The 13,819-nt window shown below is 36.1% G+C and carries 15 protein-coding genes, 1 tRNA gene and 1 pseudogene; 7 read left to right on the forward strand and 10 right to left on the reverse strand.

What is annotated here, in order from left to right; translation table 11 throughout:
• Positions 1-248 precede the first annotated feature (248 nt).
• On the reverse strand, positions 249-1,109 hold the full coding sequence (locus FLAVO9AF_RS15350; protein ID WP_159691321.1) for an EamA family transporter: 861 nt from the start codon (positions 1,107-1,109) through the stop codon (positions 249-251).
• A 151-nt stretch (positions 1,110-1,260) separates the two neighbouring features.
• Between FLAVO9AF_RS15350 and FLAVO9AF_RS15355 the strand changes: the two genes are divergently transcribed.
• Positions 1,261-3,684 (forward strand): AsmA-like C-terminal region-containing protein, encoded by a 2,424-nt coding sequence (locus tag FLAVO9AF_RS15355; protein WP_159691324.1) that lies wholly within the window; start codon positions 1,261-1,263, stop codon positions 3,682-3,684.
• A gap of 37 nt (positions 3,685-3,721) precedes the next feature.
• Here FLAVO9AF_RS15355 and FLAVO9AF_RS15360 read toward each other — a convergent pair whose 3' ends face one another.
• The 7 genes from FLAVO9AF_RS15360 to FLAVO9AF_RS15390 form a co-directional block, all read right to left on the reverse strand.
• Positions 3,722-5,179, reverse strand: a complete 1,458-nt coding sequence (locus tag FLAVO9AF_RS15360; RefSeq protein ID WP_159691327.1) for a magnesium chelatase — start codon at positions 5,177-5,179, stop codon at positions 3,722-3,724.
• An 87-nt stretch (positions 5,180-5,266) separates the two neighbouring features.
• Positions 5,267-6,385, reverse strand: a complete 1,119-nt coding sequence (locus FLAVO9AF_RS15365; RefSeq protein ID WP_159691330.1) for a VWA domain-containing protein — start codon at positions 6,383-6,385, stop codon at positions 5,267-5,269.
• A gap of 311 nt (positions 6,386-6,696) precedes the next feature.
• Positions 6,697-7,491, reverse strand: a complete 795-nt coding sequence (locus tag FLAVO9AF_RS15370) for an META domain-containing protein (protein WP_159691333.1) — start codon at positions 7,489-7,491, stop codon at positions 6,697-6,699.
• A gap of 47 nt (positions 7,492-7,538) precedes the next feature.
• Complete coding sequence (locus tag FLAVO9AF_RS15375) at positions 7,539-7,925, reverse strand: YchJ family protein (protein WP_159691336.1); 387 nt, start codon at positions 7,923-7,925, stop codon at positions 7,539-7,541.
• Positions 7,915-8,151, reverse strand: coding sequence for a hypothetical protein (locus FLAVO9AF_RS15380; protein ID WP_236552346.1), 237 nt, complete (start codon positions 8,149-8,151; stop codon positions 7,915-7,917). The genes FLAVO9AF_RS15375 and FLAVO9AF_RS15380 overlap by 11 nt, the downstream gene beginning before the upstream one ends.
• Positions 8,144-8,296 carry a hypothetical protein gene (locus tag FLAVO9AF_RS15385; protein WP_201296314.1) on the reverse strand — a complete coding sequence of 51 codons (153 nt, stop codon included), beginning with the start codon at positions 8,294-8,296 and terminating at the stop codon, positions 8,144-8,146. The genes FLAVO9AF_RS15380 and FLAVO9AF_RS15385 overlap by 8 nt, the downstream gene beginning before the upstream one ends.
• Entirely contained in the window at positions 8,269-8,838 is a 570-nt protein-coding gene (locus FLAVO9AF_RS15390) for a hypothetical protein (protein ID WP_159691489.1), read from the reverse strand. The genes FLAVO9AF_RS15385 and FLAVO9AF_RS15390 overlap by 28 nt, the downstream gene beginning before the upstream one ends.
• Before the next feature lie 91 nt (positions 8,839-8,929).
• On the opposite strand from FLAVO9AF_RS15390, the gene FLAVO9AF_RS15395 reads away from it, so the two are divergent.
• The 5 genes and pseudogenes from FLAVO9AF_RS15395 (at position 8,930) to FLAVO9AF_RS15415 (ending at position 11,366) form a co-directional block, all read left to right on the forward strand.
• Complete coding sequence (locus FLAVO9AF_RS15395) at positions 8,930-9,175, forward strand: hypothetical protein (protein WP_159691339.1); 246 nt, start codon at positions 8,930-8,932, stop codon at positions 9,173-9,175.
• Positions 9,176-9,337: 162 nt separating this feature from the next.
• Positions 9,338-9,778 carry a KTSC domain-containing protein gene (locus tag FLAVO9AF_RS15400; protein WP_064714805.1) on the forward strand — a complete coding sequence of 147 codons (441 nt, stop codon included), beginning with the start codon at positions 9,338-9,340 and terminating at the stop codon, positions 9,776-9,778.
• Between the two features lie 169 nt (positions 9,779-9,947).
• Complete coding sequence (locus tag FLAVO9AF_RS15405; RefSeq protein ID WP_159691342.1) at positions 9,948-10,706, forward strand: DUF4369 domain-containing protein; 759 nt, start codon at positions 9,948-9,950, stop codon at positions 10,704-10,706.
• Between the two features lie 18 nt (positions 10,707-10,724).
• Positions 10,725-11,114, forward strand: a pseudogene (locus tag FLAVO9AF_RS15410) (peroxiredoxin family protein); the annotation flags it as partial.
• Positions 11,115-11,285: 171 nt separating this feature from the next.
• Positions 11,286-11,366, forward strand: a tRNA-Tyr gene (locus tag FLAVO9AF_RS15415).
• A 52-nt stretch (positions 11,367-11,418) separates the two neighbouring features.
• Here FLAVO9AF_RS15415 and FLAVO9AF_RS15420 read toward each other — a convergent pair.
• Complete coding sequence (locus FLAVO9AF_RS15420) at positions 11,419-12,114, reverse strand: SIMPL domain-containing protein (RefSeq protein WP_159691348.1); 696 nt, start codon at positions 12,112-12,114, stop codon at positions 11,419-11,421.
• Positions 12,115-12,177: 63 nt separating this feature from the next.
• Complete coding sequence (locus FLAVO9AF_RS15425; protein WP_159691351.1) at positions 12,178-12,816, reverse strand: rhomboid family intramembrane serine protease; 639 nt, start codon at positions 12,814-12,816, stop codon at positions 12,178-12,180.
• A 112-nt stretch (positions 12,817-12,928) separates the two neighbouring features.
• Here FLAVO9AF_RS15425 and FLAVO9AF_RS15430 point away from each other — a divergent pair, with 112 nt between their 5' ends.
• Positions 12,929-13,798, forward strand: coding sequence for a lysophospholipid acyltransferase family protein (locus FLAVO9AF_RS15430; RefSeq protein ID WP_159691354.1), 870 nt, complete (start codon positions 12,929-12,931; stop codon positions 13,796-13,798).
• Positions 13,799-13,819 lie beyond the last annotated feature (21 nt).

Consider the following 13,819-nt stretch of genomic DNA (forward strand, 5'->3'; position numbering starts at 1 on the left):
TCAATAAAACTGACAAAGTCCTAATCGGGGCATAAGTAGCTAACTTTGATCGAAGAGAAGGTTCACTTTGTCAGTTTGGTTGTTGATTAAAAGTAATTTAAATTTATTTAGCAAATCTAAAGGATTGCAGTGGAAATCCTTTTTTTAGACCTGACAGGTTTTAGAAACCTGTCAGGTCTAAAAAAAGATTGTAGCGGAAAGCGGGACAAGTCGTGTGGTGCACAAGGAAGTGGTGCTCCTACAAAATATTATGCCTTCAATTGTGCATACGTGAGGAGGATAATGGCTAATAAGGACAATAAAACACCCAAATAGTTCTTCTTGGAAAGTTTTTCTTTAAAAACCAATACGCCAATGAGACTGCCCAACACGATGACGCCCATATTCATACCTGCAAAAACAGTAGATGGATTTTCGGAAAAAGCTTGGTGCGCCTTGAGGTAAAAATAGATGTTTCCAAAATTGAAAACGCCTACTGCTATTCCCCAAAGGGCATTGATACCCGAGATTTTTTGGCGTTGGATAAAAATTTCGTAGCCCACTACTCCACTCATAATCACCAAAGCCAGCGCAAAAATGACCAAAAGTGAGGTGGTAAAAGGCAGTTGGGTTTGCAAGGCGATTTGTTTGAACAAAATATCGATGACTCCAAAACCCAGCAACACCATAGCAGGATAGCCCCAATTGGAATTGCTATTGGCGGTAGGCTTAGATAAAATAAGCAGCAAGGCTGGAAATCCTACCCCGAAAGCCAATACTTTGAGTGTGCTGAATTGCTCCCCAAAAAGCAACCAAGAAGCAAGTAGCGGAATAAACAACGATAGGCGCTGAGCTGCATCGGTTTTGACAATACCTATATGCTGAATGGATTGTGAAAGCAATAAAAAAACACTCGGCAACAAGAGTCCGAGAGCGAGATACAAAGGCCAAGGCGCTTGCTCAACTAGCGTACTAAATTCAGGCGGAAAACAAAAGTAACACAGCAACAAGGCAATCGCATAATTGGTCGCAATGATGGCTTTACTGTTAAACGCTGGGTGGTTTCTGAACCACTTGAAAAGTACGCCCACGGTAACACTACAAACGATACTTAGAATTAAAAAGAACATAAGGATGAGTTTATTGCCCAAAAATACAAATTCTGAGGGGGTTTTCTTTCTGCAAAGAAGGGCATAGTTTGCGCTTTACTTCCTTAAATGGGTTTTGTTTTTTATATTTGATTAAAAATGAACGACTTGTAACCGCATAAAACCTTCATTTATGACTAAAAAATGGTTGTCCTTGGGTAAAAAAATTGGTAAATTTTTCCTAATCATCGTGTTGGTTTTGATGAGTATATACGGCATTTTGGGCTGGTATGTGGGCACGCATCACGACAAACTGTTACAAGAATTTAGAGAAATTGCCAATAAAAATTGTAAAGGCGAGGTGAAAATTGGCGACCTAGAAGTGCTCTTTTTTCGTGGATTTCCCAACGTGACCATTGCCATAAAAAAAGTCAGCATAAAAGACAGTTTATGGGCACAACATAAAAAAACATTGCTAAAGGCGCCTTCGATTTATGCCTATATTCAACCTTGGGCCATTTTTGTAAAGAAAATAAAACTTGACCATCTGTCCATCAATGATGCCGAAATTCAGTTGTTTGTAGACGCCAACGGCTATAGCAACACAGCTGTTTTTTCAAGTGCTCCAAAAACCGATACAACAAGTTCAAGTTCTTTGTCATTGGATTTGAATCATTTAAAATTCAATAATGTTTCCTTTGTTTCTGACAACCAATACAAGCATAAAAAATTTGATTTTGTTATCGAAAAACTTCGGATAGAAAAACAGACTACTTCAGAAGGTTGGGAAGCTGATATTGCGTTAAACACCTTAGTAAAAAGTTTGACATTTAATACTCAACACGGAAGTTTTGCCAAAAACAAAGTCATTCAAGGAGCTTTACAAGCAAAATATTCCGAAAGCAAAGGCTCAATTGCCATTAACACCGCAGCTTTGTCTATTGGAGAAGACGTTTTTCAAATTCAGTCGTATTTTGGGATTAGCAAGACCAACAGTTCCTTTTCTATTGCAATTACCAATCCAGAAATTCGCTGGCAAGCGGCTTATAAACTGCTGTCTGACAACATTAGCAGCAAACTCAAACCCTTTGATTTTAAGAATCCATTTGGCGTACAATGCACTATTAATGGTGATTTGAACAAAGAAGGTGACCCCAACATTCGAGTAGAAGCAATCTTCAAGGACAATGAACTGAGCTACTTTGACCATCAAGTAACCGACTGTACTTTTAAAGGCGTTTTTACCAACGAATACCAAAAGAACAAAGGCGTAAGCGATGAAAATTCAGCTATTCTGCTTGATGATTTTCGGGGAAAAGTCCATACGATTCCGTTTACTACCAAAAATATGATGATTTTGGATTTGAAAAAACCCATCGCTTCTGGCGCATTTGTAAGCCGTTTCAATATGGAACAACTGAATCAAACGATAGTGAAACAAACGGTAACCTTTGGAAGCGGTCAAGCCGATTTGCGTCTTGCTTTTAAAGCTGATGTGGTGAATTTAGAAATGCAAAAACCGTTACTTATTGGTTCAGTTGTGATTCAAAACGCAAGTGGTACACACGTAGATTCCAAGAAAAAATTTAACAATAGCAAGATTGATTTGTCCTTTACTTCAAAAGAATTAAAAGTCAATCAAATCGTGTTGAACACCCGAAATAGCTCCTTGAAAATGAAAGGTGAATCTGCTAATTTTTTAAATTTTTACTATGACACTCCAGAAAAAATTGTGGTAAATTGGGATATTCAAGCTAAAACAATTGACCTACAAGACTTCAGTTTTGTAAGTGGAAAAACGGCAAGCATAAAAAAATCGACTACAATTACGCCTAACTTTATCAATATCTTACACCAATCCAATGCAACAGTTCGTTTAAAAGCCGAAAACATTGTTTATAAAAAATTCAGGGCTCGAAATGCGATAGCACAAATTAATGTAGTTCCCGATCGCACCATATTAAAAGAGGCTTCTTTGCAATTTGGTGGTGGTTCATTAATGGTAAATGGAATGGTTTCGCAACAGAAAAAAAACAACCACTTCAACATAAAACTTAACGCAAGTAAAGTAAATAGTGCAGAACTATTGAGGGCTTTTGATAATTTTGGTTCCAAAGCACTTACTCCAACATCCGTTTCGGGTTTAATTTCTGTTTCGGGTGTTTTGGATGGCTACTTTGATAATAACATTACTATAGTAAAACGTTCTCTAACCGGAAATTTAAAACTTAACTTGATTAATGGCGCTTTGAACCAATTTGAACCTTTGCGAAGAATTGGAAAATATGCCTTCCCTTTTCGGAATTTTGATCGCGTAACCATTGATCCTCTTGCGATCAATATTGTTTTTAAAAATGGTTTTGCCAACCTCGCACCCACTCCAATAAACACATCCGTTCTCAATTTAGACCTAGCGGGTTCTTATGGCTTTTATGGAAATTCTAATATGCAACTCGATGTTCATTTGAGAGACCCTGCAAAAGACAAAGAAATATCCAATAAAAAAACAATAAGGGAGAATAGAAAAAAAGGAATCACATTGCATCTACAAGCCATTGAAGAAGGCAATGCTCCGTTTAAAATCAAACTGCGCTACAAAAACGAAAAACTGCAATAAAAAAAAGGGTTTAGCTTTAATCTAAACCCTTTCCAAATTATAATTTACTGATGTAACTCCCAAACGGATCCTTAAACTGATACCCTTCCGAAAATCGATCTTTGCTCAACTTTTTATAGGAAGCCAAACCCCACAATAAGAATTCTTTCATAAAATAATAATCCTCCTTGGGCAATTGTGGTTGGTATTTTTTGATGATGACTTCTAGTGGTGTAACACTATTCAAAATAGTTTGATATTCAGCATTAGTAGCATCATCCAATAATTCGAAACCACTTTCGGCAAAAAACCATTCTAAAGTATCGGTATAAGCTGTTTTTTCTCCTTGTTTTTCCAATTTTTCAATCTTAGGAAAATAGCCCGGGAAAAACGTACGAATCGCATCATTGATTAAATGTTGGGCTACCACCGCAGCGCCCTCTTGCTCACCTTCGTACACCAATTCTACTTTTCCGGTTATGGCAGGAATCACACCCATAAAATCAGACAAACGCACTGCTGTAGTGCTTTCTCCTGCTTTTAAAGCACGACGCTCAGCCGTACTAATCAGATTTTCGTAGGCAGTGATGCTCATTCTAGCACTCACGCCACTTTTTGGATCAATAAAATCGCTATCTCGCGCTTCAAAACTAATTTGTTCCAACAAATCTTTGGCCAAAGCAGGCACATATACCACATCAGTTTGACTGCTTTCTAACTTGGCTTCTTGCTGCGTAATGGTGCGAGCAATAGCAATAGTTTCTGGGTAATGGGTTAAAATTTGAGAACCAATTCGGTCTTTCAATGGCGTAACAATACTCCCACGATTGGTATAATCTTCTGGATTGGCGGTAAAAACAAACTGCATATCCAAAGCCATTCTTAACTTATAGCCTCGAATTTGAATATCACCTTCTTGCAAAATATTAAACAACGCCACTTGAATTCTAGCTTGTAAATCGGGCAATTCATTGATGACGAAAATACAGCGATTCGCTCTTGGAATCATCCCAAAATGAATCACACGATCATCAGCATACGACAATTTTAGATTCGCCGCCTTAATAGGATCGACGTCACCAATTAAATCGGCTACTGTTACATCTGGCGTAGCTAATTTTTCATAAAAACGCTCACTTCTAGGTAACCAATCTATGGGCGTTGCATCGCCTAACTCGGCAATCAAATCCTTGGCGTAACGAGAGATTGGGCGGAAAGGATCATCATTAATCTCAGAACCCGCCACAAATGGAATGTATTCGTCCAATAATTCTACCATTTTTCTAGCCAAACGCGTTTTTGCTTGCCCGCGAAGTCCTAGCAAATTGATATTGTGCTTCGACAAAATAGCGCGCTCCAACTCTGGAATCACCGAATTTTCAAATCCGTGTACCCCTTCAAAAGTCGGAATACCTGCTTGCAATTTCTTCCTCAAATTATCGCGCAATTCTTCTTTAATCGTTCTTGGCTGATAACCCGATTGTTTTAATGCGCCTAAAGTTGTTATATCCTTCATTGATGGTATTTTTATTTTGATCTTAATTTATGCTTGCTCTATTAAACCCTAAACGATAACCCATAACCGATAACTGATAACCGACAATTACCTAATCCGCTTCTTTCGATTCGCTTCATAATCCTCAAAAATCATTTCACCCAATCCTTTCAAACCCGTATAAAAGGCTTTTCCTTGATTGGCTTCGGTAAAATAAGTCACGAATTTTTGCAAATACGGATCATTCGCTATCATAAAAGTGGTGATAGGAATGTGTAATTTTCTGGCTTGTTGCGCCTGAGTATAGCATTTGTCAACAATGTATTGGTCTAAGCCATTACTATTCATATAATACGAGCCATCTTTCTCCCGTACACAACTTGGTTTCCCGTCGGTAATCATAAAAATTTGCTTGTTGGTGTTGCGTTTTCTTCGGAGTAAATCCATTGCCAATTGCAAACCAGCAACAGTATTAGTATGATAAGGTCCGACTTTTATATAAGGTAAATCCTTAATCGCAATTGTCCAAGCATCATTTCCAAAAACCAAAATATCCAAAGTATCTTTTGGGTACCTAGTAGTAATCAATTCAGCCAAAGCCATCGCTACTTTTTTGGCAGGCGTGATGCGGTCTTCGCCGTACAAAATCATACTATGGCTAATGTCAATCATCAAAACCGTACTCATTTGGGCTTTGTATTGGGTGTCCTCGACAACCAAATCGTTTTCTGTAAGTTTAAAATCGGTAACCCCATTATTGATTTGGGCATTGCGCAAACTTTCAGTCAGCGAAATACGTTCCAAACTATCTCCAAAATGAAACTCTCGAAACTCACCTGTATGTTCATCCCCATTGCCACTGTGTTTCGTTTTGTGATTGCCATTTCCCGAGCGTTTCATAGTACCAAAAATGGTATCCAACGCTTGCTGACGAATAGCGCGTTCGGTTTTGGCTGTAATACCCGTTCCAGTGGTGCCGTCGTCTTTCAATTCCTCACGGATGTACCCTTTTTTCTTTAAATCCTCAATAAAATCATCGATAGTATAACTAGCATCGGTCAATTTATACTCCTTGTCCAATTCGCGTAACCAAGCAATCGCTTCGTCAAAATCGCCCGAAGTATGCGTAATTAATTCTTTAAAAATAGGGAACAAACGATCAAACGGCGACTGAAATGGCGCTTCGTAGGTCTTAAAATAAAATCCAGCACGGTTTTGGTTTTTCATTGCAAACAACAAAATTGGATTATGAATTTTTACTTTTAACTATGACTACATCCTAATTTAGGAGCAGTAACAATGGGCTTTTTAGCCAGCATCGTCCCGTCATCCGCTATATCTTTTTCTTTTTAAAGATAAAAGAAAAAGGATGCCGCTACTGCCGGGGCTAAAGAGCAGCAAATCGCTTTTTGGTAAGCAGTAAAGCCAATACCATTTTGAAACGATGCTTTAGAATTTTAAAAGTACAGTATTTTGTTACGGTGGCTGGTCTAACGTTTATTAATTTTTAGTTAAAAGGGAAAAGCAAGAGTGTAGAATTAATCTACTTTCTTGAAAACCAACTCAATTCCAGAAGGATTGGTAAGTATTAAGCGCATACTCGCAATCTGATAGGTGGTAGTACTTTCTAAAGAATGTAGCAGCTCACTCTCTCTATTTTGAGGTTCACAAGCCATTTCAGTAGTACTTATATTTGTGAAACGTAAAATCCCTTTTTCAAAAAAAACAGTTCCATTCATACGATTGCATCCAGCATATCCCATAAACGTTCCATTGGTGCTGTTTATCTCAATATAAGGTAATTGTTTGGCAAATTTATTTATTGAAACATTCTCACCGTTCATTTTTTCCAATACCCAAATATCGTGTAGCCTAGCATCAATCACATAATACCCACAACCTGAAAAAATTTTGGAGGTATTAGAATTGTTCGTCATTTCAACACGAACAGTATAAGGCAATTCTTGGCCAGACATTGTATTGGCGCATTTTTGCTGCTCAATGGTGATGGCTGCCGTTCCATTAGAAGTTGTCAACCGATAGGTTTTCACATTGGCGTCCATTACTCTTATCGGATCAATATGAGGCGCAGTAAATGACTTAAAATCGGGTGATAAAGAAGTAAACTCAATTTGTTTTGAACTAATTTTCAAACTCCACTCAGGTTCATTCCCCATCGCACGAAAATAAATTCCTTGCTCCATATTTTCTATTTGCTCCTGATAGGCCTTGGTTGGTTTTGTGTTCAAAGAAGTATCGACTGGAGCATTGATGGCAGTTTTACAACCCAAAAACAATACAATAACAAAAAGTAAACGGCTGTAGTGTAACATAAGGCAATTGTTTTAGAAAGTAACCCCTAAATTTAGCAAAAAAACAACTAAGTTTCGAAAAAAACACCGTCTATATAGTACCAATGTCCTTTCACTTTTTCAAAAGTAGAGCGTTCGTGATGGATGTAATCTTTGCTATCGGGACCTCTAAAAAAAGCTTGAAATTCAACAGTTGTAGCATCAAAAGCTATGATTTTCAATTGTTGCCATTGGTTTTCGCTAGCCCAACGTAAAATTTCATCTTTAGAAAAAAGACTTCTTGTACTTTCGTATGTAGTCGCAATCAAATAGTCCGCATTTTTAACCACGTAAGCGCTATATCGTGATTGCATCAATGCCAAAGCAGTTGGCGCGCTTTCGTAGCCTAAAATGTATTTTTGACAACAGTCCATAAAAACCATTTCAGAACCACAAGGGCAAACACTATTGTTCATCCTCTGGGTTGATTTTTTGAAACAACTGATTCAGCAACACTTGATATTTACTTATTTCGATTAAATCGGCATCATCTTCTGAATGGTCTAGAAGTTCGTCCAAAGCTTCACTTACTTCGGTCAATTTGTTATTGGCTTCTCGGTTTTGTTTTTGTGCCATCAAGCCGATGATTTCTTGCACTTGTATTTTCAATTGGTCAAACGGATTCTCGCTCATATTATTCATTTTTAGACGCTTGGTCTTCATTAAACTTTTTTACGATTTCTTTCAATTTCTCTTTGCGTTCCATAGCTGCTTTCTTGGCCTTATCTTGGGCTTTGTGCAACTTATCGTTGTGTTTCTTTATGTTTCTTTCGTTATTTCTTCCCATTGTATGCTACGTTTTATTTCTTCAAGAGAGCACTCGGTGTATATGATTTGCTCAATTATTCTTTTCCTTAATTCGTCTATATCTTCATAATCAAAATACTTCGCCCAATTGGTCAATTCGAACAAATTCCGAATTTGCTTGATCTTTTTTGTCGTCTCAAAACTAGTTCGAAGCACCGCTTTTTTATCATAATTAGGATTTTGTTTGTGCTGATAATTTACGGTTCTCTTAGCGTAATCTGCTGCAATGTAATACAGCTTTTCTTCTGCGTTATCGGGATAAAAATCCTCCCATCGCGCAAATCCTACTTTAAATTTAGAGCTAGTGGCGGGTTCCAAGGGTTCCAAACGCCATTTACTATTGGCAAATCGTCCCCAATGATTCGACAAACGATACATTCCTTCTGGAGTATAATAGTACTTACTCCCCGAGGCACTATGATATTGTAAAACCAATCCTTCAATTTGCACCAAAGCAACCTCGTAAAACACACAAAAAGTGTTTTTAAAAGATTGCGGTGCGGGTCGAAAAACGTTTTTCATAGCTGCAAAGGTAAGCAGAATAACCAAAACCAATATAATAGCCATAATTATTGTGTATCTTTGCCCTTTATAAATTTGAAGTTTCAGGATCATGGAAAAAGGAATACCAAGCAAAATGCTAAAAAAAGGAGTATATACAGGAATAATAGAACAAGACGAAGACAACAACTTTTTTTGTGGTACTTATTTACTTGATTATAAAATGGCTTTACAATTTAAATTAGGTGACGTCATCACAATCAAGTCGGTTATAGAAAACCCAAGTGACAAAAGTTATGACAAGTATCCCAAAAAATCGAAAAATTTCGATAAAGCCAATATGAAACCAGAACAATAAGTCTCCCAATAACACATTGTAAATCAAAAACTTTAGCTAGTTTTTGATTTTTTTTTGGTCCGAAACTAAAAAGATAAAAAAAAGTGTACCTTTGCAAAAAATTTGTCAAAATTGAATTCTAATTCATTACTTCACATTAAAAGACAATAAGTTACCTTATTTATGAAAAAAATCGTTGAATACCGCAAACTACTGAATGTAGACAAAAACGTAGACCTTAAAGAGTTAAAAACTATTTATCGCAATGCGATGAAAGACGCGCATCCTGATAAATTTCAAGGCGATGAAGAAGGATTAAAAGCTGCTGAAGAAAACAGTAAAAAAATCATTGAAGCTTACCATTTCTTAGTAAGCATCAATCCAGAGACAATTAAACAAAACTTACCTGAATATACTGAGACTATTGCAACATCAACCATTACTGACTACAAATTTGTAGAAGGACGTTTGATTATCAATTTCTCTAACGGAAGTGTTTACGAATACATTAGTGTACCAAAAGCAACTTACGTAAAAATGGTCAATGCTGATTCACCAGGGCGTTTTGCCAAAAGACACATTCTTAATGCGTTCACTTGGAGAAAAACCATCAATCAAGATTAATTATTTTCAAAAATATTCTATAAAAGCACTCATTTTGAGTGCTTTTTTTTTGAGTTCATAAATGTTTCTTAAAAAAAATAGACTATAACAAAAATTTAGGTCGCAATAGTATGTGTAATTTATAAATTTAAATACTTTTGCAAACAAAATCTAATAACATAACTCAAAAATGAAAAAAATCATTTTATTATTATCTGCTTCTGTTGTATTGTTTTCATGCAACAAAACGTCCTACACAATTTCTGGTACAGCCAAAGGAATTGAAAATGGAAAAACTATCATTTTAGAAAGTCAAGATGAGAAACTAGGTGTAATTGCTATTGATACTGTAAAAGTAGAAAATGGTAAATTTGAAATCGAAGGTAAAGCTACAGAACCAGCATTCCATTTAATTACTGTTGAAGGAATTCAAGGAAAATTACCATTCATCCTAGAAAACGGATCTATTGAAATCGTAATCAACAAAGATACCCTTCAAAAATCTAAAATTTCTGGAACTTACAATAATGACGAATATGCTACTTTCAATGAAGAAATTACAAAAGTTCAAAAGAAATTAGTAGATTTTCAAACAGCTAACACTCAAAAAATGAATGATGCTCAAGCTAAAAAAGATACTGCAGTTATCAACAGCTTGATGAAAGAATTCATGACGATCCAACAAGAAGTTAGTACTGCATCAAAAACTAAATATGTTTCTTATGCAGAAACTCACCCAAAATCATTCATTAGTGCATTAATCGTTCAAGGAATGTTGAATGACCCATCTACTGATGTTAAAAAAGCAGAGAAACTATACGAAAGTTTAGAGGAATCTCTAAAAAACACTAAACCAGGTAAAGCAATCAAAGCGCGTTTGACTGAAATGAAAGCGCCAACTGTTGGAGCTACTCCAGCTGCACCAGCAGCTCCAGGTTCAGCAAAATGAAGAGCCGACTTTTCTGCGCCTAACCCGCAAGGAAAAGTGATTAGCTTAAAACAAAGTTTAGGAAAAGTTACCATAGTTGATTTTTGGGCGTCTTGGTGTCCTCCATGCCGCAAAGAAAATCCAAATATGGTAGCCTTATACAAAGAATTACACGCAAAAGGATTAAATATCATTGGTGTTTCCTTAGACAAATCAGCTAAAGCTTGGAAAGAAGCGATTGCAAAAGATGGGTTAACATGGACACAAGTTTCAAATTTGAAATTCTGGGATGAACCGATTGCAAAACAATATAAAGTTGAAGCCATTCCAGCTACATTTGTGCTAGATGCTTCAGGAAATATAGTAGCACAAGGATTAAATGGTGCTGCACTAAAAGCCAAAGTAGTGGAACTTTTAGCTAAAAAATAGTCCTAACTACTAAAAAATAAAAAAATCTCCCTAGTGGAGATTTTTTTATTTTATTCACTACCAATACATTAAAAAATATCCAAAAATTAAGTGTATTTTTTATTTGGAGAACTCAAAAGTGTTCTTATATTTGCACCCGGTTAGCACAATAAGCAACAGCTTATGAGTCTTGGGGAGATACTCAAGCGGCCAACGAGGGCAGACTGTAAATCTGCTGTGAAAACTTCGCAGGTTCGAATCCTGCTCTCCCCACAAAAAAAGTCCCGATGCAAATCGGGACTTTTTATTTATACAAAATTCTGGTTTATTCTAAAATAAAACTCACACTCACATTTACTACAATTGCAATTTCTCCAATAGCCAATGTTTCTCTTGGCGTAGACTCAGCGGCATCACTCATAGTGGTCTTCATTGCAAACACTGGTGCAGGTGATGGATAGTAATTTTGAGAATTATCAGATATCATTAACGCTTTACCTACTTTTTGTCCCAATACAGACACGAAATCATCAGCTTTAGCTTTGGCATCCTTCATCGCTAATTTTCGAGCTTCAGCTTGATATTGCTCTAATTTTGATGATTGAAACGTAACACCATCAATACGGTTAACTCCTGCATCTACCAAGCCCTCCATTAAACCATCATATTTAGTCAAATCTTTCAATAAAATTTCAATGGTTTGACTAGCATTATACGAACGCTTTTTGGACTCATATTCGTACTGTGGGTTTAGCGCCACTCGACGAGTTTTGTAGTCTTCTGCAGGTAAATTTATTTTTTTTATAAATTTAATAACCGCCTCTACTTTTATGTCATTTTCTTTCTTAACATCTTTGGCATTTGCTCCTTTGGTTTCTACAGTTATTACAATTGCTGCTTGATCAGGAGTTACCTTTACTTTTCCTTCTCCATTCACACTAATTTGAGGTGTTGGTTTAATGTCTTGAGCTTGAACAACAAACACTGAAAAGATAAACAATAGGATAAGTACTTTTTTCATAAGAATGGGATTTAATTTATAATTAATTATTTATTGCTATGGCATATTACAAAAGTAATGCCATTATAATTTTCCTCTTTTTTCTAAAATAAACAAAAGAACAATTGGAATCGCCAAAAGAATCACCATCAAAGTGTGTTCGACCAATAACTGCGGTTCTTTTACCAAAGTGATCACATAGCCCCCAACAGCCCCACCAAAGTGTGCCGTATGACCAATATTATCATTTTGAGCTTTCATTCCGTAAATAGAATACAGCAAGTACAATATTCCAAAAAGATACGCTGGAATTGGAATTACAAAGAACAATCCCAACATCATATCCGGTTGCAATAAAATAGCGGAATACAACACCCCTGTAACGGCACCTGAAGCTCCTACAGCTCTGTAACTGTAGTCGTTTTTGTGAAAAGACATCGTAAGTAAACTTCCAAAAACCAAACTTCCAAAATACACCAAAACAAAGGAAAAAGTCCCTAAAAAGCCTATTACTACTGGGGCGAAAAAATACAACGTAAGCATGTTAAAAATAAGATGAGAAGCATCTACATGTAGAAAACCAGAAGTCAACATTCGGATTTGTTCACCTGCTCGAATACTTCCTATATGGAATTCGTATTTTCTAAAGAAATAAAGGTCATTCCAACCTTTGTAACTTATTACCACATTAGCCAAAATAAGGACTAGCAAAATCATATTCATAGTAAACTTTTTATATATAATGGTAAAGATAGTAATCTTACATTTTTAAACCCTAGTTGTGCCAACATTAAATTGTTTCCTTTTTTGGGCTATATTTGCATAAAAAATTAGCATGCAGTTTCTGGTTTACATTATAGTTTTTCCTATTCTTTGGATTATTTCTATCCTTCCTTTTCGCGTTTTTTATTGGTTCTCAGATCTTATGCACATCATCGTTTATCGAATTGTGGGGTATCGTAAAAAAACTGTCCGCGAGAACCTGGCTCTGGCGCTTCCACATTTGAGTACCGAAGAACGATTAGTTATTGAGAAAAAATTCTACCATCATTTATGTGATTTGTTTTTAGAAATGGTCAAAACATTATCTATCTCTAAAGAAGAAATGGATAAACGTTTTAAAATAACTAATATCGAATTGGTTAAAGAATTTGAAAAAAAAGGAAAAAGTGTTGCGTTATTGACCTCACATTATGCAAGTTGGGAATGGTTAATGACTCTTAATAATCAAACTTCTTTTTTTGGAATTGGTGTTTATAAAAAAATTGGCAATAAATATTTTGACCAATTGGTACGCGATATTAGATCCAAATTTAATGCTGAATTGGCAGAAACAAAACAAGCAATACCAATGATGCGCGAAAATCAAAAGAGCGGAAAAATGTGTATGTATGGTTTGGTAAGTGATCAATCACCTAAATTGGATCGTGCTTTTCATTGGCACACTTTTATGGGCGTTGAAGTTCCTGTTCACACTGGTGCCGAAATGCTTGCCAAGCGTTACGATATGAATGTACTATTTGTTGATGTAAAAAAAGTAAAAAGAGGTTTTTACGAAGCTACTTTTATTGATCTTTCATCGGATGCGAGAAGTGTGCCTGATTTTGAAATCACCGAGCGATTTTTGAAATTGGTAGAGCAGCAAATTTTAGATGCACCAGAATATTATTTGTGGACACATAAAAGATGGAAACACAAGCGTTAGTCTATAAAAAACTCATTACGA

Source organism: Flavobacterium sp. 9R (genome assembly GCF_902506345.1).
GTDB lineage: Bacteria > Bacteroidota > Bacteroidia > Flavobacteriales > Flavobacteriaceae > Flavobacterium.

Bases quoted from the DNA above. Each gene is read 5' to 3' on its own strand.
- FLAVO9AF_RS15350 (WP_159691321.1), bottom strand. From the start codon at position 1,109: ATGTTCTTTTTAATTCTAAGTATCGTTTGTAGTGTTACCGTGGGCGTA.
- FLAVO9AF_RS15355 (WP_159691324.1), top strand. From the start codon at position 1,261: ATGACTAAAAAATGGTTGTCCTTGGGTAAAAAAATTGGTAAATTTTTC.
- FLAVO9AF_RS15360 (WP_159691327.1), bottom strand. From the start codon at position 5,179: ATGAAGGATATAACAACTTTAGGCGCATTAAAACAATCGGGTTATCAG.
- FLAVO9AF_RS15365 (WP_159691330.1), bottom strand. From the start codon at position 6,385: ATGAAAAACCAAAACCGTGCTGGATTTTATTTTAAGACCTACGAAGCG.
- FLAVO9AF_RS15370 (WP_159691333.1), bottom strand. From the start codon at position 7,491: ATGTTACACTACAGCCGTTTACTTTTTGTTATTGTATTGTTTTTGGGT.
- FLAVO9AF_RS15375 (WP_159691336.1), bottom strand. From the start codon at position 7,925: ATGAACAATAGTGTTTGCCCTTGTGGTTCTGAAATGGTTTTTATGGAC.
- FLAVO9AF_RS15380 (WP_236552346.1), bottom strand. From the start codon at position 8,151: ATGAATAATATGAGCGAGAATCCGTTTGACCAATTGAAAATACAAGTG.
- FLAVO9AF_RS15385 (WP_201296314.1), bottom strand. From the start codon at position 8,296: ATGGGAAGAAATAACGAAAGAAACATAAAGAAACACAACGATAAGTTG.
- FLAVO9AF_RS15390 (WP_159691489.1), bottom strand. From the start codon at position 8,838: ATGAAAAACGTTTTTCGACCCGCACCGCAATCTTTTAAAAACACTTTT.
- FLAVO9AF_RS15395 (WP_159691339.1), top strand. From the start codon at position 8,930: ATGGAAAAAGGAATACCAAGCAAAATGCTAAAAAAAGGAGTATATACA.
- FLAVO9AF_RS15400 (WP_064714805.1), top strand. From the start codon at position 9,338: ATGAAAAAAATCGTTGAATACCGCAAACTACTGAATGTAGACAAAAAC.
- FLAVO9AF_RS15405 (WP_159691342.1), top strand. From the start codon at position 9,948: ATGAAAAAAATCATTTTATTATTATCTGCTTCTGTTGTATTGTTTTCA.
- FLAVO9AF_RS15420 (WP_159691348.1), bottom strand. From the start codon at position 12,114: ATGAAAAAAGTACTTATCCTATTGTTTATCTTTTCAGTGTTTGTTGTT.
- FLAVO9AF_RS15425 (WP_159691351.1), bottom strand. From the start codon at position 12,816: ATGAATATGATTTTGCTAGTCCTTATTTTGGCTAATGTGGTAATAAGT.
- FLAVO9AF_RS15430 (WP_159691354.1), top strand. From the start codon at position 12,929: ATGCAGTTTCTGGTTTACATTATAGTTTTTCCTATTCTTTGGATTATT.